20 protein-coding genes are annotated in these 19864 nt (G+C 56.4%); 12 read left to right on the top strand and 8 right to left on the bottom strand.

Annotation, left to right across the window (positions count from 1 at the left end; genetic code table 11):
• The first annotated feature begins 46 nt into the window (after positions 1-46).
• The 3 genes from AXA68_RS14755 (at position 47) to AXA68_RS14750 (ending at position 3995) form a co-directional block, all read left to right on the top strand.
• Positions 47-2551 (top strand): hypothetical protein, encoded by a 2505-nt coding sequence (locus AXA68_RS14755; RefSeq protein WP_066418763.1) that lies wholly within the window; start codon positions 47-49, stop codon positions 2549-2551.
• Positions 2552-2601: 50 nt separating this feature from the next.
• Positions 2602-3030, top strand: coding sequence for a TRAM domain-containing protein (locus AXA68_RS16190; protein ID WP_080505316.1), 429 nt, complete (start codon positions 2602-2604; stop codon positions 3028-3030).
• Between the two features lie 650 nt (positions 3031-3680).
• Positions 3681-3995 (top strand): hypothetical protein, encoded by a 315-nt coding sequence (locus AXA68_RS14750; RefSeq protein WP_066418762.1) that lies wholly within the window; start codon positions 3681-3683, stop codon positions 3993-3995.
• Here the strand turns inward: AXA68_RS14750 and AXA68_RS16865 are convergent.
• Both AXA68_RS16865 and AXA68_RS14745 read right to left on the bottom strand, forming a co-directional pair.
• Entirely contained in the window at positions 3992-4429 is a 438-nt protein-coding gene (locus AXA68_RS16865) for a hypothetical protein (RefSeq protein ID WP_157884850.1), read from the bottom strand. The two genes, AXA68_RS14750 and AXA68_RS16865, sit on opposite strands and share 4 nt — an antisense overlap.
• Positions 4430-4570: 141 nt before the next feature.
• Positions 4571-5875 (bottom strand): hypothetical protein, encoded by a 1305-nt coding sequence (locus tag AXA68_RS14745; protein WP_157884849.1) that lies wholly within the window; start codon positions 5873-5875, stop codon positions 4571-4573.
• A gap of 1462 nt (positions 5876-7337) precedes the next feature.
• Between AXA68_RS14745 and AXA68_RS14740 the strand changes: the two genes are divergently transcribed.
• Positions 7338-8534 carry a Cdc6/Cdc18 family protein gene (locus AXA68_RS14740; protein WP_066418754.1) on the top strand — a complete coding sequence of 399 codons (1197 nt, stop codon included), beginning with the start codon at positions 7338-7340 and terminating at the stop codon, positions 8532-8534.
• 283 nt (positions 8535-8817) lie between these two features.
• On the opposite strand, the gene AXA68_RS14735 is transcribed toward AXA68_RS14740, so the two are convergent.
• Positions 8818-9615 carry a DUF4386 domain-containing protein gene (locus tag AXA68_RS14735; RefSeq protein ID WP_066418751.1) on the bottom strand — a complete coding sequence of 266 codons (798 nt, stop codon included), beginning with the start codon at positions 9613-9615 and terminating at the stop codon, positions 8818-8820.
• 412 nt (positions 9616-10027) lie between these two features.
• Here AXA68_RS14735 and AXA68_RS14730 point away from each other — a divergent pair, with 412 nt between their 5' ends.
• Positions 10028-10606, top strand: coding sequence for a cupin domain-containing protein (locus AXA68_RS14730; RefSeq protein ID WP_157884848.1), 579 nt, complete (start codon positions 10028-10030; stop codon positions 10604-10606).
• Positions 10607-10769: 163 nt separating this feature from the next.
• The gene (locus AXA68_RS14725) at positions 10770-11513 is read left to right on the top strand and encodes a hypothetical protein (RefSeq protein ID WP_232745140.1); all 744 of its coding nucleotides are present in this window, start codon (positions 10770-10772) and stop codon (positions 11511-11513) included.
• Positions 11514-11731: 218 nt separating this feature from the next.
• On the opposite strand, the gene AXA68_RS16185 is transcribed toward AXA68_RS14725, so the two are convergent.
• Positions 11732-13150 carry a hybrid sensor histidine kinase/response regulator gene (locus AXA68_RS16185; RefSeq protein ID WP_080505315.1) on the bottom strand — a complete coding sequence of 473 codons (1419 nt, stop codon included), beginning with the start codon at positions 13148-13150 and terminating at the stop codon, positions 11732-11734.
• A gap of 181 nt (positions 13151-13331) precedes the next feature.
• On the opposite strand from AXA68_RS16185, the gene AXA68_RS14715 reads away from it, so the two are divergent.
• On the top strand, positions 13332-13766 hold the full coding sequence (locus tag AXA68_RS14715) for a universal stress protein (RefSeq protein ID WP_066418746.1): 435 nt from the start codon (positions 13332-13334) through the stop codon (positions 13764-13766).
• Positions 13767-13935: 169 nt separating this feature from the next.
• Here the strand turns inward: AXA68_RS14715 and AXA68_RS16860 are convergent, their stop codons facing one another.
• Positions 13936-14427, bottom strand: a complete 492-nt coding sequence (locus tag AXA68_RS16860) for a hypothetical protein (RefSeq protein WP_157884847.1) — start codon at positions 14425-14427, stop codon at positions 13936-13938.
• Between the two features lie 467 nt (positions 14428-14894).
• Here AXA68_RS16860 and AXA68_RS14710 point away from each other — a divergent pair, with 467 nt between their 5' ends.
• Positions 14895-15569, top strand: a complete 675-nt coding sequence (locus tag AXA68_RS14710; RefSeq protein WP_066418744.1) for a ribonuclease H-like domain-containing protein — start codon at positions 14895-14897, stop codon at positions 15567-15569.
• A gap of 4 nt (positions 15570-15573) precedes the next feature.
• Here the strand turns inward: AXA68_RS14710 and AXA68_RS17175 are convergent, their stop codons facing one another.
• The gene (locus AXA68_RS17175) at positions 15574-15801 is read right to left on the bottom strand and encodes a hypothetical protein (RefSeq protein ID WP_066418742.1); all 228 of its coding nucleotides are present in this window, start codon (positions 15799-15801) and stop codon (positions 15574-15576) included.
• A gap of 239 nt (positions 15802-16040) precedes the next feature.
• On the opposite strand from AXA68_RS17175, the gene AXA68_RS17170 reads away from it, so the two are divergent.
• From AXA68_RS17170 to AXA68_RS16855, 3 genes are read left to right on the top strand one after another with little or no spacing between them, the layout of a single operon-like run.
• On the top strand, positions 16041-16655 hold the full coding sequence (locus AXA68_RS17170; RefSeq protein ID WP_198530089.1) for a hypothetical protein: 615 nt from the start codon (positions 16041-16043) through the stop codon (positions 16653-16655).
• Positions 16656-17102, top strand: a complete 447-nt coding sequence (locus AXA68_RS14695) for a hypothetical protein (RefSeq protein WP_066418741.1) — start codon at positions 16656-16658, stop codon at positions 17100-17102.
• Complete coding sequence (locus tag AXA68_RS16855) at positions 17095-17271, top strand: hypothetical protein (protein ID WP_157884846.1); 177 nt, start codon at positions 17095-17097, stop codon at positions 17269-17271. The genes AXA68_RS14695 and AXA68_RS16855 overlap by 8 nt, the downstream gene beginning before the upstream one ends.
• Here AXA68_RS16855 and AXA68_RS14690 read toward each other — a convergent pair.
• Positions 17268-18074: an alpha/beta fold hydrolase gene (locus tag AXA68_RS14690; protein ID WP_066419052.1), complete on the bottom strand. Its 807-nt coding sequence runs from the start codon at positions 18072-18074 to the stop codon at positions 17268-17270. The two genes, AXA68_RS16855 and AXA68_RS14690, sit on opposite strands and share 4 nt — an antisense overlap.
• Positions 18075-18164: 90 nt before the next feature.
• Complete coding sequence (locus AXA68_RS14685) at positions 18165-18851, bottom strand: helix-turn-helix domain-containing protein (RefSeq protein WP_066418739.1); 687 nt, start codon at positions 18849-18851, stop codon at positions 18165-18167.
• A gap of 130 nt (positions 18852-18981) precedes the next feature.
• Between AXA68_RS14685 and AXA68_RS16180 the strand changes: the two genes are divergently transcribed.
• Positions 18982-19773 (top strand): alpha/beta fold hydrolase, encoded by a 792-nt coding sequence (locus tag AXA68_RS16180; RefSeq protein ID WP_080505314.1) that lies wholly within the window; start codon positions 18982-18984, stop codon positions 19771-19773.
• Positions 19774-19864: the final 91 nt, after the last annotated feature.

The raw sequence follows: 19864 nt of genomic DNA, 5'->3' as shown, positions 1-19864 counted from the left end.
ACGTCTCGGGGCGACCCACCGCTATTCATCCCACCCATTCACATTCATGAGTTCCAATACCAGCGATTCCGAACCGACCGACCACGACCCCAGTAACGCGAGTAGCGTCCAACCCGAGGATACCATCAGCGTCGCCGAAGCGATCGACCAGCGAATCACGGATAGCCTGCTCGAACGCGTCGAGCGCGACAATCGCTCCATCGAGGCGGTCGTTCGTAACCTGATCGCCGAGGCCGAGAACGCGCTCGCCGGCGACAGTAAACACGACGCCGGCGAGGTTCTGGAGACGATCCATTACTTCCTGATCCACGACGACCGGATCGACGACTTACTCTCCCCGTACGACGACACGCTTGATACGGCGACGAAGATCCGGTTCGAGGACCACCGGGACACCCGAGCGGCCGGACAGACGCCCCCTCCAAAACAGGAGTTTCAGACCCAGGTCCAGATCGCGAAGGCCCTCCGGTACATCTACTCATATGCGAATAAGACGCGATACCTTCCGGTGCGGATGGAACTACTCGACATCCCCGGTGCGACCTCGCCCGTCGAGGGCGACCCGACGCCGATCGGTCGCCGGCGCGTCGGCAAAGACGAGACGCTCGACGAGTTGAGCGAAGAGATCACGATCAGTCACGAGGACTGCGAGCACGCGCTCGTGATCGCCCTCCCGAGGAAGGGGAAAGACTCGACGATCACGAGTATCTGCGGAAATCTCAAGGACGAACACGGCTACAAGTGGTTCTCCTGTCTCGATGACGGCCGCAACGAGACGCCCATGACGGCCATCCCGAACGACGAAGCCCCGATCAAAGAGAACCTCGCAGAGTTTGGACAGGAACCGAAGGCGTACGACAGCGAGGTGTTCGTCCCCGACACCGCGGGCGTCCCCGAGGTACTCCCGAGCAACTTCACGCGATTCACAATCGGGATCGACGACCTCACGCCACGGCTCATTATCCGGCTCGCCGGACTCAAATCCGCAGACAGTAACACGATGCGACGGATCGGACAGGCGCTCTCGGAGACTCTCGATTCCGGGCAGGGTGTCGAACATCTCGTCGAACGGCTCCAAGAGTACAGCGAGGAACTCGAAGCGACGATCACCGTCACCGATCTCGAACAGGACGAGTTCGCGGACGACACCGACCGCGGGGAAGTAACGGACGCCAAGGCCGTCGAGGCCGATCCGACGGTGCGTGAAGTCACCTACGAGATGGACGCCGACAAGGCGCTCAACGACGCCGCTGAGTCGCTGTTGATGCTCGCCGGCGAGGGCCTGATCGCCGGCCCCGACGCCACCACGAACCTCGACATCGGCGAGGTGTTCCGTGACCAGGACCGCGTCGCCGTTCTCAACTGTAACTTCCTGAAACCGCGGAATGAGGCGCTCAAGTACATCGTTCTCAATCTGTGGCTCCGGCTCATCTTCCGGAAGCGTGACGAGAACTCCCGGCTGCCGCGGGCGCTACTCGAAATCCGGGAGCTCAAAGACATCGCTCCGTCGGTCATCGGGAACGCGAAGTACAAGACCGAGGTGAAGGCGCTCCAAACGACGATCTACGAAATCGCCACGCGAGGCGGGAGTCGGCGCGTGATGATGCTCGGCTCGACACAGAAACTCAACGACGTGTACAAGCCCGTTCGGACGAACATGCCGATCAAGATCCTCCTCCAGTTGGGCGAAGAGGAGATCATGACGCTCGACCGGTCGTACAACTTCTCGCCGCGACAGAAGGAGCAACTCGCGTCGTTCAACGTCGGCTGGGGGATGCTGATCAACGACGGCGACGAACACTGGCCGATAAACTGGCGCGGAGCACGGTGCGGGCTCGGACTCGGTGATGAACACTGGCGCGACCGCTACGCGAAGGCATGGGGCGCTCGTGTATACGAAGGTCGGGGCACCGGGTGGATCACTGCTCACCGAGACAAGGACGTGTACATCAACACGCGATCGGGCTACGTGAAGCCGATCGATGTCGAGAACGACAACCTTCCCGAGAACGGCGAGTGGCACCTCTTGTGGGAGGACATTCGACAAAACGTTCCCGTGACGATGACGGCCGAGGACGTCGAGCCCCCCGGCCCGATTCCGACCGAGCTCATCGAAACTGCCATCGAGGGTCGTCGCGACGCCACGATCCGGAGCGACCTCTCGCTCACTCGCGATCGCGAAGCCAGCGAGCGGAGTCTCTCCTTTCAGAACATGGACGACAAGATGGACGAAGAGAAGCGGCGTGTCCTCGACGAGAACAACGTCCCGAAGCCGCTGGAGATGTGGATCGGCAAGAACATGAAATCAATGCGCTCGAATATGATTCAGACGCTTGAGGGCGTCCAATTGGCCGATCCGGAGGACCTCCGAACGCTCGATGACGTTGCTGACCAGTGTGGGATCCCAAAGGGGACGATCGGTCGATGGCGGTCGGAGCGACACGACTTTGCCGCCTGTATGGAACGCCACGACAACGCGTGGAAGCTCACGAAGGTCGGCCACCGGGCGATTCAAATCAACTGGGAGAAACTTGATCGCCTGATCGGCTGAATTTCGTACCGTAGAATCAAGATGGTACGCATAGATTGTCGAACGCTACAATGGAACTCTCCGAGTCGCTTCGTACACTGTATTCTGAGACAATTGAGCAACGAGATGGTGAGTATCAAATCACGGTTCCGGCACGAGAAATCGAGAGCGGCTCTCTTGAAATTGGAGAGACATACCGAGTCGCGGTAATCTCGTCGTCGTCGACGGCGGAGACATCGACTGAATCCACAGATCAGCCAACATCTCCATCGGCAGGATCGCAACAATCAGCAGGGCCGCCAGTTGAGGAGGGCGATCGCTGTGAGGTCGAAATCGAGGCCATCGGCGAACAAGGTGACGGGATCGCGAAAATCGAACGTGGGTACGTCGTGATCGTCCCCGACACGAGAGTCGGTGATTACGTCACTGTAGAGATTGATCGGACACAGGAGAACGTCGCCTTCGCGACTGTGGTCGATCGGAATCCTCGCGGAATATGACTACTCAGAATTGGTGAGCGCGATCGTCATTTCGCGCTCGACACGAAACCGGGGTTTCAACTGGAGCACGCCTCACTACCATCGAATTTCATCCATTCCGTGTCTAGACGAAGGGCAGTTTCGCATCTCAGGCGCGCGACCGGACGACCCGCGTACGCAGTATCCTTCGCGCGGCCGTTCCTCAGAATATTCCCAGGTGACACCACGGTGTTCGTTTGTTTCTGTTGCTTCCGAAGGGACACACAGACACCCACGATCACCGCGCGACGACTTTACTCGATTTCAGGCCGCCAACAATCACCATCTAATACAGTCTAAGAGTAACTCACAAGCACATCTATAGACGATACCGATTACGGTACCGTATATGATACCGATATCGATACCGCTCATGGTACCGCTTGCGCTACCGTCAACAGTACCGATATCGATACCGGTAGCGGTACCGGAACGGATACCGTTCCGACATTCACACGTTACTATCAGATAGTAACAAGCGTCACACGCCGTCGACAGCGTCGCCATTATCGTTATCCTCGTTCCCAGAGAGCATGATGTGGCTCACACCAACCCCAGAGGAACGCTGTAGGAATGAGAGTAGGAAACCCACAGCCCTGTATTTTAATACATTCCTCGGCTATTATCCGAGTATGAGCGTCCAGATCGAAGGGTTCGAAGAACTCGCTGATCAGTTCGACGAGCTATCCACTTCCCTCGATGTCGAGCAGGACATCCCGATGGAGGAGCTGTTCACCGACGGGTTCATGGCCACGAATACGGACTTCGATTCGATTTCTGAGTTCTTCGAGGAAAGCCGTTGGACCGTCGAATCAGAAGAGGACTTTGAGAAGATCGACGAGGCTGAATTTGACAGATACGTTGACAAGCACACGGGATTCAGTTCGTGGGAAGCCATGCTTTCGGCGGCCGCACGAGAGTGGCTAACCCGACAAATCGACCTTTAACGCTCGTCTGAATCCTCTGCTTTTTCGGACTCAGGGACTGGATCTGGACGCAGTTCCTCGCTATCTTCTTCAGCTTCCTCATGTTCTTCTTGAGGCTGTTCTGACTCACCCGAGTCATCGGATTCACCAATGTGTACATGGAAGTCGATATCGTGGTTTCTGCCCCTGACACTGAATTGCGTCGGGGGGCCACTCGGATCATCGTCGCGTCGGTAGCTGTGTACAGCAAGAGCAAACGAACCAAGAGTCGCCACTGCGAGAATAAGACTCCAAAATACACGAAAAACATCCGTGATATCACCAAACGCAGGATTCTCGAATATGATCCGGACCTCGATGATGAAGGTGAGAATGAGTAGGATAAACCCCACCGTCCCAAGTACGAGAAGAGACCCAGGTGATTTGAGACGATTAAGATCCACTCGGTCGGCCATTCTCTCGTAACCTGCTCAAGAAGAGGTAAACAGTTCTTCGGTGTGTATCGAAGGGTCAATCCGACCTTTGCTGGTTATCACGTACAACCATCGTTACTATGGAATAGTAACAATCCCGCTTTTGCTGTCGTCGAGGTCGACCTATTCTCGGGTGTCGCCACCTCCGCTGTCGTCGTCGCTTTCAGAGCGCATGTTGTGTCGCTTGTACGCGTTCAACTGTTCCAGAAACGACCGGCGAGTGTCGAGGATCGGATCATCAATCCCCGGCGTCTCGGGGTTGGGGACCGGCACGGCCACCTCTGCGACGACGGCGCGGTGATCCACGCGGTCGACCACGTCCTCAACGCGATCGCGTCGCTCGCGAATCTCACACTCGTCGCGCACCTGTTGCTCCCGAGCCGCGAGCCGTTCAAGCCCGTCGATCGTGGCGTTCACATGTGGGGTCATTTCGTCATCGTAGCGATCGAGGCCCTGGTGTAATTTGTCGAGCGCGGTCTGTATCTCCTCGCGGTGCTGCCCGAACGCGTCGACGAGTCGGCGTTGCGCTCGCTCGCGAGCCTCACGAACCTCCGATTTGATCCGGTCGCCGAGCTCGGCATCGTAAAACGTCGCGAGCGACGACTCCAGTTCGTCCTCGAACGCCTCGGGCTCTGTCGACGTGAACCCCTGGAGTTCCACTGGAAATTGGCCGGCATACTCGCGGAACAGCTCTTTTTGCGTCTCGTAGCCTTTCGCCCCGCGGACGCCCTCCTCCAGTCCCTTCGGTACCTTCGAGGCCGACGGGTTGCCGGGGATGCCGTACTCTTCGACCTGGTCTTTCGTGATCGCGCCCTGCGTCACTTCGACTTCCACGTCATCGAGCGCGCCGAGGACCTCTAGCTTTCGCGAAGCCGAAAGCGGCATGTCGTTTCCTGCGGCGTCGTAGTCACTCACGACGATCACGGCCAGATCCTGATCGCGTTTTGACGCGATCGTGATCGCTTCCTCGACCATCCCGAGTGAGAACTCACCCTGCCCGGACTCGCGGATCGTCGCCCCGTACTCGCCGGCCAGATCCTCGGGAACGACGCCGGATTTCTCACACCATATCTCGATGTAGTACCGCTGTTCGGCGCTTTCGGAGAAGTACACCCGACGGAAGGTCTGATCGGCGATCATCTTCGCGGCCGTCGCGATGAACTCGTCGGCGTCTTCGAACAACGCCCGCGCGAGTGTTACTTCCTGTGGGATGCGCGGTGATCGGAACCCATCGTCCACGTCGACGTCAGTACTCGCGTCATCGAGACTCGGCCCCGACTCCGGAAGAGGTCGCTCGACATCGTCAAAGGCAGTCGGCGTGACGGTGTGATTCCGCGTGTTCTCCATCTCGCCGGGCTCGATATACCGGAGGATCCTTGCCCACTTCAACGCCTCATTCAGTTCTTTCCAGCACGTATCACTATTCACGTACGGCTCGCCGTTGCGCCGCTCGTACTCCCCACTGACGAGCCGATAGTGAAAGTCGCGAGCGTGCTCGTCGGGTCGGTCTTCACGCTCGTACAGATCGGCGACCCACTCGGCCTTCTCGATGTCCGATGGCATCAGATACGCGGCATCATTCCGGCGACTCTGTGCGAGCAGCTCGTCGACAGTCGTTTCTAGTCCCTGGTCGCGTTCGGCGGCGGCGATCGATTTGAGTCGATCCGCGAGCGCAGGGATGTCGTCACCAGAATCGATGAGATCAGCAAATCGAACTGAATCGAGTGTGTCACGAGACTTATTCGTCATGATTGATCCGCCGTTACATGAAATGGTAAAAGTGGTCCCTGACAAGTTTCATGCCGAAATAGAGTTGTGTTACCATTCGTGATACGTTGTCCAAAGTGTTTATTATGTAGGGCAAAATAGCGTATCAATGCGGCAACACCGGTGTTTGTCGCTCCTCGGCACACCCCCTTACTGTGAAGGCATTTTCACGAAGCAACAGCGATTGTCTCGACGAATACTCGAAATTACATTCCACGGATCCACGATTTTCAGGCACGTACTGAGGGGGAATAGGCCATCGACGAGAAAAGCGCCGATGACCTGGGAGACGTGTAGGGGGTTGCGCCGATAGCGACCGGCCGAGCCGCGACTCTACCTACTGGTGCCAGACGGTTAAGAGAGAGCCAAAGGCGTAGTGGAAGTGAAAGTAAACTCGGTGACGCTATCGGGATAGCGAGGCGACACGATGAAACACCCCTCGTTGCCGCTGTAAACACCTCCGGCGATCGCGGTTTGATGAGACGTGTAGACGGCACCCCGGAGTGCCGCTGTAAAGAGTCGTCTCGAAACACGGAGACGATGTTCGAATAGACACACCCCACGTTGCCGCTGTAACCCTCTCCCAGAACGACAGTATGGCGTGACGGATGAGACGGACCCCTCGTTGCCGCTGTAAGACGGCGAGAGAGCGGTTCATTCACGTGAAATCCCAAAGAACCTCCTCACATGACCTCGCCATCAACTCGTCTTCAACCAGTAGCTTTATGACAAAGCGTGTTGTTTGCTACCGTACCACGCTTTTGGCATACTGAGACGCCACGACGTTTTGGCGTCGAAGACGTGAACCGCTCGTCGTGCTACCGTCGTGTTCTCTCCTAGATCGAGTAGCTGACCGTTTCTCTGGCGACATTTGCCGCTTCATCCGTGGTTTCATCTGGAGGTCAGACACCATCCGTGTTTACAGCGGCAATCCGGGGTGTGGGACCGACCCCGATACGGCGTTTACAGCGGCAACGAGGGGTCCGCTATGAGACCGTGGTCCTCAAACCGTGGGAAACCACGGGGTTCAACCATACATCACCGGAGCGTCTAGTACGGACTCGTGTTTACAGCGGCAAGACGGTGGCGAAGATTGATATGGGTCGGGTGAGTGCGACTTCGCATGAGCGATACGGAGTCATTCTTCGGGGATCCCGACCCCATCTTTGCTGATAAGGAGCTCCTTCGTGTGAGCCACCTTCCCGAAGGTGATCGGATCATTGGTCGCGAAGAAGAACTCGCGAACCTCGCGAACGCGATCAAGGACGCCCAGCGAGGGGGGACGCCGAACAACGTGTTGATCTATGGCAAGACGGGCACCGGCAAAAGCCTCTGCTCGAAGTACATTACGCAGGATCTCACCGAGGCCGCTGCCGAGAATGGCGTCGACGTCGCCGTCGCCTACATCGACTGTTTTCAAGACTCGACAGAAACACAAACCGTCCGGACTATCGCTGAATCGTTCAACAACCAGGACGAAACGGGCGTGAGCGTTCCGGCGTCGGGCGTCTCTACGTCCGATTACTACCGCCGTCTCTGGAAAATTCTCGATGCTCTTCTTGACGTGGGTATCATCATTCTCGACGAGATCGACAAACTCGAAGACGACAACGTTCTCATGCAGCTCTCGCGAGCGGCGGAAGCCGGAAAGGTCCAAGACAGTACACTCGGAATCATCGGGATCAGCAACAAGATTCGGTACAAGGAGTCGCTCAACGAGCGTGTCAAATCCAGTCTCTCCGAGCGAGACTTCGTATTCCCACCGTACGACGCGAATCAATTACGCGATATCCTCAACTCCCGGGCCGACGCATTCCGGGAAGATGTCCTTGACGACGACGTGATCCCGAAGGTCGCAGCACTCGCGGCGAAAGAACACGGCGACGCCCGGAAGGCGATCGACATTCTCAGATATTCCGGCGAGATCGCCGACGAACACGGCGACGACCACGTTCGCGTTGAGTACGTCGATGAAGCTCACGAACGCGAGGAAGAGGCTCGACTAGCCGAACTCATTGGGAAGCAACCTGAGCACTCGAAGTATCTCCTCCAAGGGCTCGCCCTCCAGATGCAACAATCGACTGACGATGACGCGATGATCCCCTCGAAGCAGGTGTATTCCGCCTATGAAGTAGTCTGTGAACGTGAGGGAACTGACCCGCTGAAAATTCGGCGCGTCCGCGACCTACTTTCCGAACTCGCGTTCCTCTCGTTGATCGAGCAGGACCGAAAGGGTCGCGGAAAGGGAAAAGGCGCGCATACGGTGAATCAACTCGTTGACGCACCCGAACTCGTCATGGAAGCGTGTAAATCGGCATGAGATTCGATCTTCAAATTTGCTGAAATCGGATTTGTTGAATTCTTTAGATATTCGTGGTTCTGTTGAAATTCTCAATTGATAATATGGTCTTTGACTGAATACAGCGCGCGTGTCGGTCAGTGGAGGCGATAGAATCGGAGTCACACAGTAGTAGGTGTATATCTCGGCCGATCGCGAACGGACGGCTTCTTTCGTACTGTACGCACACACGAGTCGACCACGGTGAACAAGACCCACGTGACGTTCCGGTCTCGTATCACTTCTCCAACGGTCAGTTCCAGTCTCAGGTCATCATGGACGCCGACGCATCGTCCATGTTTTCCTCCTCCTGGCTGATTCGACGCCCGTAGACGAACAGCCAGAGAATCAGCAACACCTCACCCACGAAGGTGAACACAGCTACCTCGAAGGTGTAGCCAGCAAAGAGTACCCGCCCGAAACTATCTACCACGTAGCCAACTCCAGCGAGAACGAGGAGAAGTCCCAATACCTTCGGCACGTGGCCCGAAGTGTACGACCGAACAGCGTTAGACTTGTACAGCAGATAGCCGACCATCACCAGATGGAGGCCGACCAGAATCAGTGCGCCATCCCATATGTTGTAAAACGCCTCGATGCTCAGCAGTGCCTGGGTGTACTGTTGCTCGGTGGTGAATCCAGACCCGATCGCACCTAGTAGCTGCGGGACGCTCATGAGCTGACTGATCGCGACGATGAAGATGCCAGCGAAGACGGCTCTAAACCACGCAGAGAGGAGCGCGATACCAGCGTGTACCGGCTTGAACACGGTGTACAACGCCCACGCAACGATTAAATCGAGTACGGCGACCGCGAAGAGGCTCGCGACGCCGAGTCGGAACGTGGCTTCGGCCTCCGCGACGGCAGTCGCTGTTGCGGTCGCATCCCCCGGTGTGACGAGTCCGTCTAACACGACGAAGTTAGCGAACACAGCGAGGACAGTCATCAACAAGAGTGCGAGCCCGGCGATTACGCTCGCTCGCCCGACGGACGTCTCCGTCGTGGACGGTCGATGATACTCTATGCTCCGCTCCTGATCTGGAGTAACAGATGTTCCAGCCATTCGTCTCTAGAGGTGCCCAACCAGCATAACCTACTCACATCAGACCTTCAAGCACATCAGATGCTCAAAAGGGAACACTCGTCACGAGTGGTGTGGACGGCGAACGAACGCGTAGAATACGAACGAGGACGGAATGATGCGTAACCAACTGGCTCTCGAAACCACCGCCCGACAGCACGACAGGGACTTGTTCAGCCGACGTTGTATAGCGGACGTGTCTCGATCGACACAATCCGTTCACCAATCTCGGCTGTACTTCTCACGTAGGAATGTGGTTGGGATGCTACCTACCAGACTGTGACCAGCCGGATACGCCGCCGTACCGAACACAGAAGGTGGGAAGAAGGCCCCTGCCTCGTTATCTGACGGAGCCTGCGGAATGGTTAGTACCATTAGAGTCGTAATAGAACGGATGAATTCACTGCCAGACGAGCAGCTGTTGTCAGAATCGGAGCGTTCCCCAGAAATCGACACTGGTGCCTATCCGAACACCATCGAAGACCTGTCAACAGGGGCGTCCATCACGTTCCTCGAACGCGGTGTTGATGAACAGGGGACGTACTTGATCATGGACGGCGTTCTTCCGCCGGGAACCGACAGCGGGCCCGCCCGTCTACACCCACGATCGGAGGCACGCTCGCAGGTGATAGCGGGTCGGGCCGACGTGACGGTTCGCAGTGACTCCTACGTCCTGCTCCCCGGAGAATCGCTGCCAATCGCACCCGGAGAGGCCCATAGCATCCGAAACCGCGGCGACGATACCCTCGTCGTTCGGACGACACTCCGCCCGCCCGGCGAGTTCGAAGCCGCAATTCGGGCGCTCTACGAGGCCGGGGCAGGGGGCCAACCGGATCTATTCGTGATAGTGGCAGTCCTCTCTCACTACCGTGCGGACGTGCGTCTCGCTGGCATCCCGTGGTTTGTTCAGCGACCGCTCTTGAGTGCGCTCGCCGGCATTGTAACGATGCTCGGTCGAAATCCACTCACGTAATCCGCTGTACTGTCGTGGCCGACTGGTAGTGACACAGTCTTTGTCTGACCGTCGAGTGCGGTGACGAGCGTATCCTGTACCGTCCGAACGGATGAAGACAGTCTGACTAGCGGATGAGAAACCTTCGACACGGATATCTTCTCAGACGGCTATTGTAACATCGGTGATAAAAGTGGCATCGTCTACTAACCAAGCAGTCGAAAGTATTGAGCGGCCGACCGGTGTGAGTCGGTGGAATTACCTTCGCGTAGGAGGTCTGGCCGCGATCACCGAAGCGGCCATTTACGTGGCCGGTATCGCGTACTTCCTCGTCATCCTCGATTTCGCGGGCGTCACCGGGGCGCTCGAACAGGTCGAACTGTTCGTCGCGAACGAGACGAGTCTGTACGCGATGTACCTGCTCATCTACGTGGTCTTCGGTATCGTGCTGGTGGGGCTCGTTCTAGCGCTCCACGAACACCTCAAAGCCGACGCACCAATGTTGATGCGTGCGACGACTACATTCGGCCTCATCTGGGCCGGTCTGGTCATCGCTAGCGGGATGATTGCCACCCTTGCGACGGGCGTAGTCATCGACCTCTACAGTACCGACTCGGCGCAAGCGACCACGGTCTGGCTGGCAGTAAGCCCGGTCATCGACGGGTTGGGCGGCGGTAACGAGGTCATCGGTGGTCTCTGGACACTGCTCGTGAGTGTGGTGGCGCTACGGACGCGCGCGCTCCACCGACTGGTGAACTACTTCGGGTTCGTGGTCGGGACCGCAGGCATCCTCTCGGCGATTCCAGCACTCGGTGAGATCGGCGGTGGCGTCTTCGGGCTGACCCAGATCGTCTGGTTCGTCGCTCTCGGCGTCCTCCTACTAGGCGCAGGTGGTCGTGAGGCGTCCGCGTACCTTCGTGAGGAGTGATGTGACCGATGGTGGTGTAAGACGAATACGGACAGGGTGCTGAATACACACTCTGTACCTCTCACGCCGATCCTATCGGTTCTTAAATTTCAATAGAGCCAGATTCGTAGATACTGGTTGCTGAATACCGGGATTGAGGTGGTTCTTTCGAACACTCTCTATCGGATCAGCTACTCAGTGTATTTCCGATACAGGATACCATCACAGGACAAGACGGGTTACTGATCCACGAAAGTGATTCCGCGTATCTCGAATCGAGCTCCTCCCGTGTCGCCCTCTGTAACACGAATGGTCCAGTCGTGAAGGTCCGCGATACTTTCGACGATGTGAAGTCCGTAACCTGGCCCATCCTCAGTCGTTGAATAGCCAGTGTCGAAGATTCTGTCTCGTTCACTCGTCGGAATACCCTGGCCATCGTCTTCGATATAAATTCCGTCATCGTCCATCACACCAACTCTCACGACATCCGCGTCACCGTGTTCCAGGGCGTTCCAGAATAGGTTCTCAAACAAGCGGCGGAGTTGACTGGGCTGTGCCTCGAAGCGGGCACTATCGTCGATCTCCAGTTTCGTCTCTTTCGAGGTAACTGTTGACCAAGCTTCTGAAGCACTCTCCTGAAGTGAAATCTCAGAAATATCTAGATCCTCACCACGAGCGATACTGAGTAAGTTATCAATCAAATTTCGCATCCGATTATGTGCTTGTTTGACTTCATTCAGATGCTCGAAATCACCAGTTTTCTCTGCTAACTGTAACCGTCCCTCAGCGACCTGAAGCGGATTCCGGAGATCATGTGAAACTGTATTCGCAAACGATTCGAGGATATGGTTACGTCGCTCAATTTCGCGTTCTTGCTCTTTGATGTCGGATATGTTTCGAGAGTGGACGAACAGTCCCCGATCAATCGGGTATGCGCGAACGTCAGCCCAGTACTCACAAGGCTCATACCACACTTCGAATTTGACAGGATTGCGTGTCTCCATCGCCTCCCGAAAATGAGGTTCCGTCTTCAGTTCTTTTGCCTCTGGAAATACGTTCCAATATGACCGTCCGAGAACATCTTCAGGATCACGCCCAGTCCGCTCTGAAATTCGAGGATTCCAGTAAGTAATCGTCCAGTTTTCATCGAGCATATAGAAACCGTCTGCCTGCTCATAGAGTCCGAATAAGCGGTCTTCGGTTACTTTCGCCAATCGTTTCGAGCGGTGGTGATTAACTGCGTTTTCAACTTGTTGTGCGAGGAGTTCGTATGTTTCAGTTCCAGATTTTTGGAGATAAGAAGTTACATTATGGGTGGTTGCCTCGGATGCGATTCTCTCGCTACCTTCACCTGTAAACAGGATAAACGGAAGATTGGGATATTCGTCACGGACAGCCTCCAGAAATTCAAGCCCGTCCATCTTGGGCATTTGGTAATCACTAATGATACAGTCAATTGGATCGTTTTCGACTCGATCAAGACCACTTCCGGCATCAGTTTCAGTGACTACAGTGAGATTGTCTCGGATTTTTTCGAGATAGAGTGACACCATATTTCCGAACTGGGGATCGTCATCGACATGGAGAACTAGAGTTTCCCCGTTCTCGTTAGCGTCGTTGTGAAATAGGCCGACTTCCTCAACTTGCTTCCATTTCACAGCCGCTCATTTATTGCTATTCACATAAACTATTTTTGTTAATACTCGCTCACCCGGATAATATCTTGTTCTGATTATACGCTCTGGATTCGACACGGCCTCAAGGACATCTCGCAGAGTGAGGGTCTCAACAGAGCCGATTAGCTGAAATCTTATTCTCATGCCGCCCGCTGAGGCCTGTATGTACGACCGGATTCTCGTTCCAACCGATGGGAGCGATCACAGTGACCTGGCTGTTGACCACGCGATGGATCTCGCAGTCCAATTCAATGCGATGGTTCACGCACTGTTCGTCGTCGAAGAGGCAGGGCCGAGCGGTCACTGGGATTTTGCGGTCGAAAAACAGGAGGCCATCGGTGAGGAGGCATTAGATGCGGTGGTTGCCCGAGGGTCAGACCGCAACATCCAGGTCAAACCCCATCTCCGGCGTGGAATACCCAGCGAGGAGATCATCGACGCTGCCACCGATTACGGGATTGATTTGATCGTCATGGGGACGCAGGGTCGAACTGGATTCTCACGTATCGCGACCGCCGGAAGTACTACAGAGCGAGTCGTCAGAATGACTGACATTCCGACGCTCGTTGTCGGTGGTGCGGCCTCTAGAGACACCTAAGTCAGGCTCTGTTGAAATCCTATTCTTCGGATATATCATCGACTGAATATATGGTTGCTCAAGAGTGCGTATCTTGTATGAGGTCTCCTCAAGGTGGCCAAAAAGATTCGTCAATACAAACAGTCTAGTTGATGATGGTGACTGTTTCCGCCTACAAATACAGTACGTGCTAGAAGTCGAATGTACCCGCGTTTTCGGTTGCGCTGATCGTCCACCAGAAGCCACCATTACTTCCCACTTTCCCGGTTAACATGCGTCCGATCGGTTCGTCATCCGGTACGGGTGAGTAGACCACGTGGCCGCCTTCGTCAGCTGGTGGCTGATCGTCCACCGTGAACTCAATGGCGTACCACGCGGGTTCGGTGAAAACAGAGTCGTACGTCTCACTGCTGCCAGGTTCAAGCGTTGCCGAGGCTGTGAGGTTCTGCTGTGCCGGTGAGACTGTCGTCTGACCAGAAACCCCATACGTTTCCTCGCCCGGCGCAGTGCCGACATCCGTGACACGCATTGTGAATGAGTGCGGGACAGTCTCGTCGTTGTTGACGAACCTGAGGCTACCAGTCGGTGGCTCATCAGACTGATCGAGTGAGCATCCTGCGATGCTTCCGAGAGACGCCGTGCTAACTGCTGTAAGAACTGCGCGCCGATTCATGGAGGGCATATATCAGGCATAAAAGAACGGCGTCAAAAAGACCCTGTATTCAATACGTAGAGAACAAAGGAGACGGATCTACGTCGGCAAAATATAGGTAGCGAATCTACAAGGTTCACACACTGTACTATCGATTGAAGGAGTGAATATGTCAGCTTCTGAGGATTTCAACAGAGCCACAGAACCCAAAGTCACCATTACCTGCTACACGACAGTCCAAACTATCGGAAACACCGATCAACTTGAACAAGTTATCCAGAATTTGATGGCCGAAATATCGATGGATCACAACGCCAGCAATTCGCGCACGAGAATTGAAAACAGTCTGAAATTCGATATACACTACTGTACTCGTCGTGTGTGTCTGTACATGTTCATACAGTCACCGAGACGCCCGATCTGTGTATAACACATAGCTTAAAAAGCGGGCTTGTCTCACCAAACATTCATATAGAGTCGGGCTATCGTGCGGACGTATGAAATACGACGCAGAATCCGATCCGTGCGACCGACTCGCGACGTTCGACATTGAGACAACCCACTTCGATCCGACGAAGGGCGAGACGGTCGCCATCGGCGTCGGGAGCCATCCCTACGGAAACCCGGCGAGTGACGCCGAGTATCAGACGTTCGTCCGTGAGAGCGACGACGATGAAGACGAGCTCGTCAAGAAGGCGTTCGAGGCGATCGACGCGATCGATCCGGATGCGCTCGTGAGCTACAACGGCATCGGGTTCGATATGGACTTTCTGTACAAGCGAAGTGCGAACTTCGATGTTGAGGTGTCGACGCCGGAGATTCACACCCGTGGCCCGCACGTCGACCTCTTCGCCGACCGAAAAGCGGCGTGTGGCCCGAACGATAAGTGGCCCTCGCTGGAGGACTGTCTTGACGCCTACGACTACCCGGTCCCGAAGACAATCTGGAACGGCGCACCTGTAGACAACACGCGCTTCGGTGAGGAACTTGGGCCAGAGTGGCTTCGATCCGTCTCTGCCGGCGATAGCGTTGCCGTCGCCGGGCTTCGCGACGTACTCGACCACTACCTGATCACAGACCTCGAAGCGAACCTTGCGCTCTACTACGCCGACCGTGGTGTCTCGTTCACGCCTGATCGACTGGGGAGCGAACAGTCGTTCGACACGTTGTAATCACTTACACGTCGTCGGGCGCATCTTCCGGCGTCCAGTACTTCCCGTTGCGTTCGACCAGCCGCCCCTCGTCGACGAGCTGATCGAGCGTGTCATCCAATCCTTTCGTCGCTCGATTCCGGTGAGTGAGATTAATTCGGATACCCGATTCCGGAACGCCTCGGTTGTGCTCGACGATCCTGACGACGACCTCCGGGAATGATCGCTCCGACGCCGGCGTGTAGTCGCTCATATTCGCTGATTTGTCCGGGAGTTGGAAAAACGGGCGGTCGGCAACCTGAGGTCCGCCGGTATGCTTTTAGGTTACTATACTATAGTAACAGACGAGCGTTGCGGGGAGACCCACGGCGCGCAGGTGACCATATATGGATGAGACACGCGAACACGGAGGAACCGATGTCGAGTAACCACGTCGGCCCGATCATCTTCGGGAATCCGACAGCCCGCGCACAGCTTCTCGACGAGGGCGAGGTGTACACCTTCCGGACGAGCGACCGGACCACGGGCGACACCTGGGCGCGGGCGACCCGGACGGGCGAGAAGCTCGTCGACGTGACGGTCGAACAGGTCGCGTCGATCGAGGATCCTGACGCTGATAGCCTTCGATACGAGTGGGCGGTACAGTCGGGATTTGGGACGCCGAAGCAGTGGTGGGACGCCATCGAGGACGTTCATGGATCACCGGATACCGGCTACGTGTATCGCGTCGAAACGCGCGGCGTCGAACGTGACGACGTGGCCGAAGCACTCTTCGAGACCAAGACGGAGCGACAGACCTTCCGCATCACACTCGATGACGAACGAGCGTTCGAGGTCACGACGGACGACTTCGAGTACGAATCGGTCGACGAATACGGCGAGGGCTTTCTCCAATTCACGGTCGAGTTTTCCGAGCCGCCGGCAGTTGATCTTGGCGATGAACAGGAATTGACGAAGCTCGGTGAGATTGGTGTCGTCGAGACGGAGGATGGATGGGGAACGCCGATGCTTCACGCCACGGTTGAACACGTTGAGGACGGCGAGTTCCTCAGATGGGAGTATCCGGTTATCGGGACGATCGCGACGATTCAGGAGGTGATCGAGTAGATGGCGAACCAACTGACCAAAACGGGCGACGGCCTCGCGCTCCAGGTAACGAAGCCTGCCCGCAGTGCCGGGCTCGTCGAGGAGACCGCCGACGGCGACACGATCCACCGTTCGGAGGTCGTCGCGTACGGTTTCGACGACCTCATGCTCGTGATCGATCGCGATCCCGACCGCGTGCCGATGGCCGACCGAGCCGAACTCGTCGCGCTCGCGACGCAGACGACTGACTCGATTCACCGTGGGATCGACACTCGGATCCAGCACTCCGGGAACGGGTATCGTGTCCAAGTTCCGACGACGAGTACGGGCTTTTACGCCGGCGACCGCGTCCCATGTCACGCCGCTCCCGGTATGCTCGTCATGGCTCCACTCGACGCGTCGGTCGGGAAGCGTGAACTCTTAGAGACAAGACGGACGCAGGCGATCGATACCGAGTACGATGGATGAATACGACGCGCTCCTCGATCTGATCGCCGCCTATCCGGGCGGGACTCGCGAAGAACTCGGCGAGCTCGTTCTCGAAGAGGACTTGAATCCGGATGAATTGACGACCGTCTACAGAGGAAACAAGGCGAGTACCTCAGGATCTGGCCCTGAGGGCGATGCTATCACTTAGTCGCTACTTTTTGGAGTGGGTGTCTTCTTCCCTTCGATGAACCCGCGAACCTCGGAAGTGACGCGATCTGGTGCCTCTGTCGGCCCGCCGTGACCGATACCCTCGAACTCGACGAACGTGCTGTCAGTGAGAGCTTCGTCAACCGCACGGATGCCGTCCCTGAGGTGAGGTGGACCTTCGGTTCCGGTCAACAGGAGCGTTGGCGCGTCGATGGATAGCGAGTCGGGGAGTTGGTACTGTTCGATGGCACGGTTGATCCGCGCGATGTTTTCAGTCAACGCGACGATGTCCGGCCAAGGCGGCCACTCGGCGAGCCACCCGTCGAGATCATCAATATCGCCACCGTGCATGACCTCGCGGATGTAGAACTTCATTGCCTGTCGGCGTTCTCCGTTGTCGATTCGCGTCTGCATCTGTGAGGCGAGGTCGGCCTGTTGTCTGTACTCACCAACGAGGACAGCCGGTTCGTACGCGATGAGTTTCTCGACTGCTGCGGTACGGGCGGTTTCAATCGCCAACAGACCGCCGAATGAGTGCCCGAATAGAACCGGGGTTCCGTCTACCGCATCGATAATCGCACAGATATCTTCGACTCCTCGATCGAGGCTATACTCCTCGGAGTCGTCGCTTTCCCCAACTCCACGTCGATGGGGAATGATGACGGTGTAGTCGTCGGCGAATCGAGGAATCACCGGCTTCCAATACTGGGGTGAGGAGCCACCATGAAGAAGGATTAGTGGTGGTCCTTCTCCATGTCGTTCGAACGCGATACTGGTGCCATCGGCTGACGTGACCGTCTGCATTGTGCGTTTCTTCGTTCGAGTGGGATTGGGGAACCTCCATCTCTCAATCATTCGGCCATTTAAGTGTGGACCTGTTCCGTGCGTAGTGATTCAATCGGGGAGGGGCGGCCACGTTGTCGCTACCGTCTCTTCGATGAGCTGCGTCTCCGCGCGACGCAACCGCTCAGAGAGCGATGACGCAGAGATATCCAATTCCGTAGCGACGTCTTCCAGTGATGCCCGCCGCGGGATGTCGAAATGACCCATTTCGTACGCCGTCCGAAGCGCCTCCTGCTGATGATTGGTTAGCCCATCTCCAGGTGGTTTAGACTCCCGATTACGGGTGAGACGAAACAATCTGAAATCGGCGTTCTGTTGCCAGAACGTCGAGAATTTATTGAACGCTTCTCGGTCGGCGAACCATCCGGTCTGTCGCCAGCCGTCCGGTAATACCTCGATCCGCTCGATGATTGCATCCGCCGTAGCGAGCGCCTCAAGACCCGCGAGATCGTCTATGTGACCGCCGAGTTGTTCTTCGAAGCTGAGTGCTGGCATTACTTGGTAGCGACGCGTGTCACCGGCCTCTCCGACAAGCGTCCATTCACCGACATCGTAGGCGTCAGAAAGCGCGTTTGTAACCGCTTGGTCAGAACCGTTTGTTATGGTGACTAGAAACAGGGGGCGTTCCCCATGGTTAAACTGTAGTTCGAGGATCAGCGTCGCCTCGGGTACTGTCGCTGCTACCTCAACGAGCGGAAGCGCGTCGCAGTAGATCTCGAATTCAGCGACAAGCCTCATACGCGATAGTTGATGCCATTGTTAATGGGGGTGTTGAAGACTCGATTGTGAGAAGAATACGTCTCTGCTTATAAATAGCCCAATGACTGAGAGAATGGCTTAGCCCCGTCGTCATCGAACACAGCGTTGTATGGTGACGACCCAGTCCGCTGATGGTACTGAAGTAGTGTACGAACGACATGGCGACGGTCAACCACTGATCCTTCTCCACGGTGGAATGGCTCCCCGAGAATACTGGCATCCAGTCCTACCGTACTTCGAAGAGTACGGGATTGTGATCCCGCAGCGACCGGGATTTGGCACGTGTCTTGCGGATCCAGCAGAGACCCGCGCCGACGAGGTACTGGACCGTGAGGTGCGGTACGTCCAGACACTCGCCGATACCGTCGACGGCGATCCGATTCTGTTCGGTCACTCATACGGCGCACTGACGGCAGTCGAAGCTGCGACCGATGTAGCGATTGAAGCGGTCCTCGCGTACGAACCAGCAGTCCTCCCTGATGGCTACCGAAAAGAGGCTGATCTCGCTGGCCGGATGGCTACACTCATCGATGAAGGTGAACGCCAGGAGGCCGTGAAACGTTACATCGAGCAGGTCCTCCACCCCGACGGAATCGACGACCTCGATGCGTGGTTGGCTGAGTGGCCGGTCTGGCCGGATTGTGTCGAACTCGCCGAGGAGGTTGTCCGGATGAATCGTGCTGTCGAACAGTACCAGTTACCCGGTACGCTGGATGTCAAAGCGGACGTTCTCGTGATGACCGGAACGGATGGGCCGGAATTCCTTCGCGAGAGCGCTCGTGACGTTCATGAAGTGCTTCCGCACAGCCGTCTCGTCGAATTCGATGGTGTTAGCCACAGCGGTCCAGGTGAAGCACCGGAACGGATCGCAGCGGAAGTCGATGTATTCCTTCGCAACTAGCCTATAAGGGCTCGACAATGCTCAAATCGGCCTATTAGCTATACCGAGTTTTTCACCAACACAGAAATAATCCGATCTATGAAACGCCGGG

Origin of the sequence: Halorubrum aethiopicum, assembly GCF_001542905.1 — an archaeon.
In the GTDB taxonomy this organism is placed as follows: domain Archaea; phylum Halobacteriota; class Halobacteria; order Halobacteriales; family Haloferacaceae; genus Halorubrum; species Halorubrum aethiopicum.
The sequence above is the reverse complement of the archived record's forward strand: the minus strand, read 5'-3'. Positions and strand labels throughout refer to the sequence as shown.

Excerpts from the sequence above, each read along its gene's own strand:
- AXA68_RS16190 (WP_080505316.1), top strand. The coding sequence starts at position 2,602 with ATGGAACTCTCCGAGTCGCTTCGTACACTGTATTCTGAGACAATTGAG.
- AXA68_RS14690 (WP_066419052.1), bottom strand. The coding sequence starts at position 18,074 with ATGCAGACGGTCACGTCAGCCGATGGCACCAGTATCGCGTTCGAACGA.
- AXA68_RS14755 (WP_066418763.1), top strand. The coding sequence starts at position 47 with ATGAGTTCCAATACCAGCGATTCCGAACCGACCGACCACGACCCCAGT.
- AXA68_RS14695 (WP_066418741.1), top strand. The coding sequence starts at position 16,656 with ATGGCGAACCAACTGACCAAAACGGGCGACGGCCTCGCGCTCCAGGTA.
- AXA68_RS16860 (WP_157884847.1), bottom strand. The coding sequence starts at position 14,427 with ATGCCCTCCATGAATCGGCGCGCAGTTCTTACAGCAGTTAGCACGGCG.
- AXA68_RS17175 (WP_066418742.1), bottom strand. The coding sequence starts at position 15,801 with ATGAGCGACTACACGCCGGCGTCGGAGCGATCATTCCCGGAGGTCGTC.
- AXA68_RS14710 (WP_066418744.1), top strand. The coding sequence starts at position 14,895 with ATGAAATACGACGCAGAATCCGATCCGTGCGACCGACTCGCGACGTTC.
- AXA68_RS14735 (WP_066418751.1), bottom strand. The coding sequence starts at position 9,615 with ATGGCTGGAACATCTGTTACTCCAGATCAGGAGCGGAGCATAGAGTAT.
- AXA68_RS14730 (WP_157884848.1), top strand. The coding sequence starts at position 10,028 with ATGAATTCACTGCCAGACGAGCAGCTGTTGTCAGAATCGGAGCGTTCC.
- AXA68_RS14750 (WP_066418762.1), top strand. The coding sequence starts at position 3,681 with ATGAGCGTCCAGATCGAAGGGTTCGAAGAACTCGCTGATCAGTTCGAC.
- AXA68_RS14685 (WP_066418739.1), bottom strand. The coding sequence starts at position 18,851 with ATGAGGCTTGTCGCTGAATTCGAGATCTACTGCGACGCGCTTCCGCTC.
- AXA68_RS16855 (WP_157884846.1), top strand. The coding sequence starts at position 17,095 with ATGGATGAATACGACGCGCTCCTCGATCTGATCGCCGCCTATCCGGGC.
- AXA68_RS14715 (WP_066418746.1), top strand. The coding sequence starts at position 13,332 with ATGTACGACCGGATTCTCGTTCCAACCGATGGGAGCGATCACAGTGAC.
- AXA68_RS16180 (WP_080505314.1), top strand. The coding sequence starts at position 18,982 with ATGGTGACGACCCAGTCCGCTGATGGTACTGAAGTAGTGTACGAACGA.
- AXA68_RS16865 (WP_157884850.1), bottom strand. The coding sequence starts at position 4,429 with ATGGCCGACCGAGTGGATCTTAATCGTCTCAAATCACCTGGGTCTCTT.
- AXA68_RS14740 (WP_066418754.1), top strand. The coding sequence starts at position 7,338 with ATGAGCGATACGGAGTCATTCTTCGGGGATCCCGACCCCATCTTTGCT.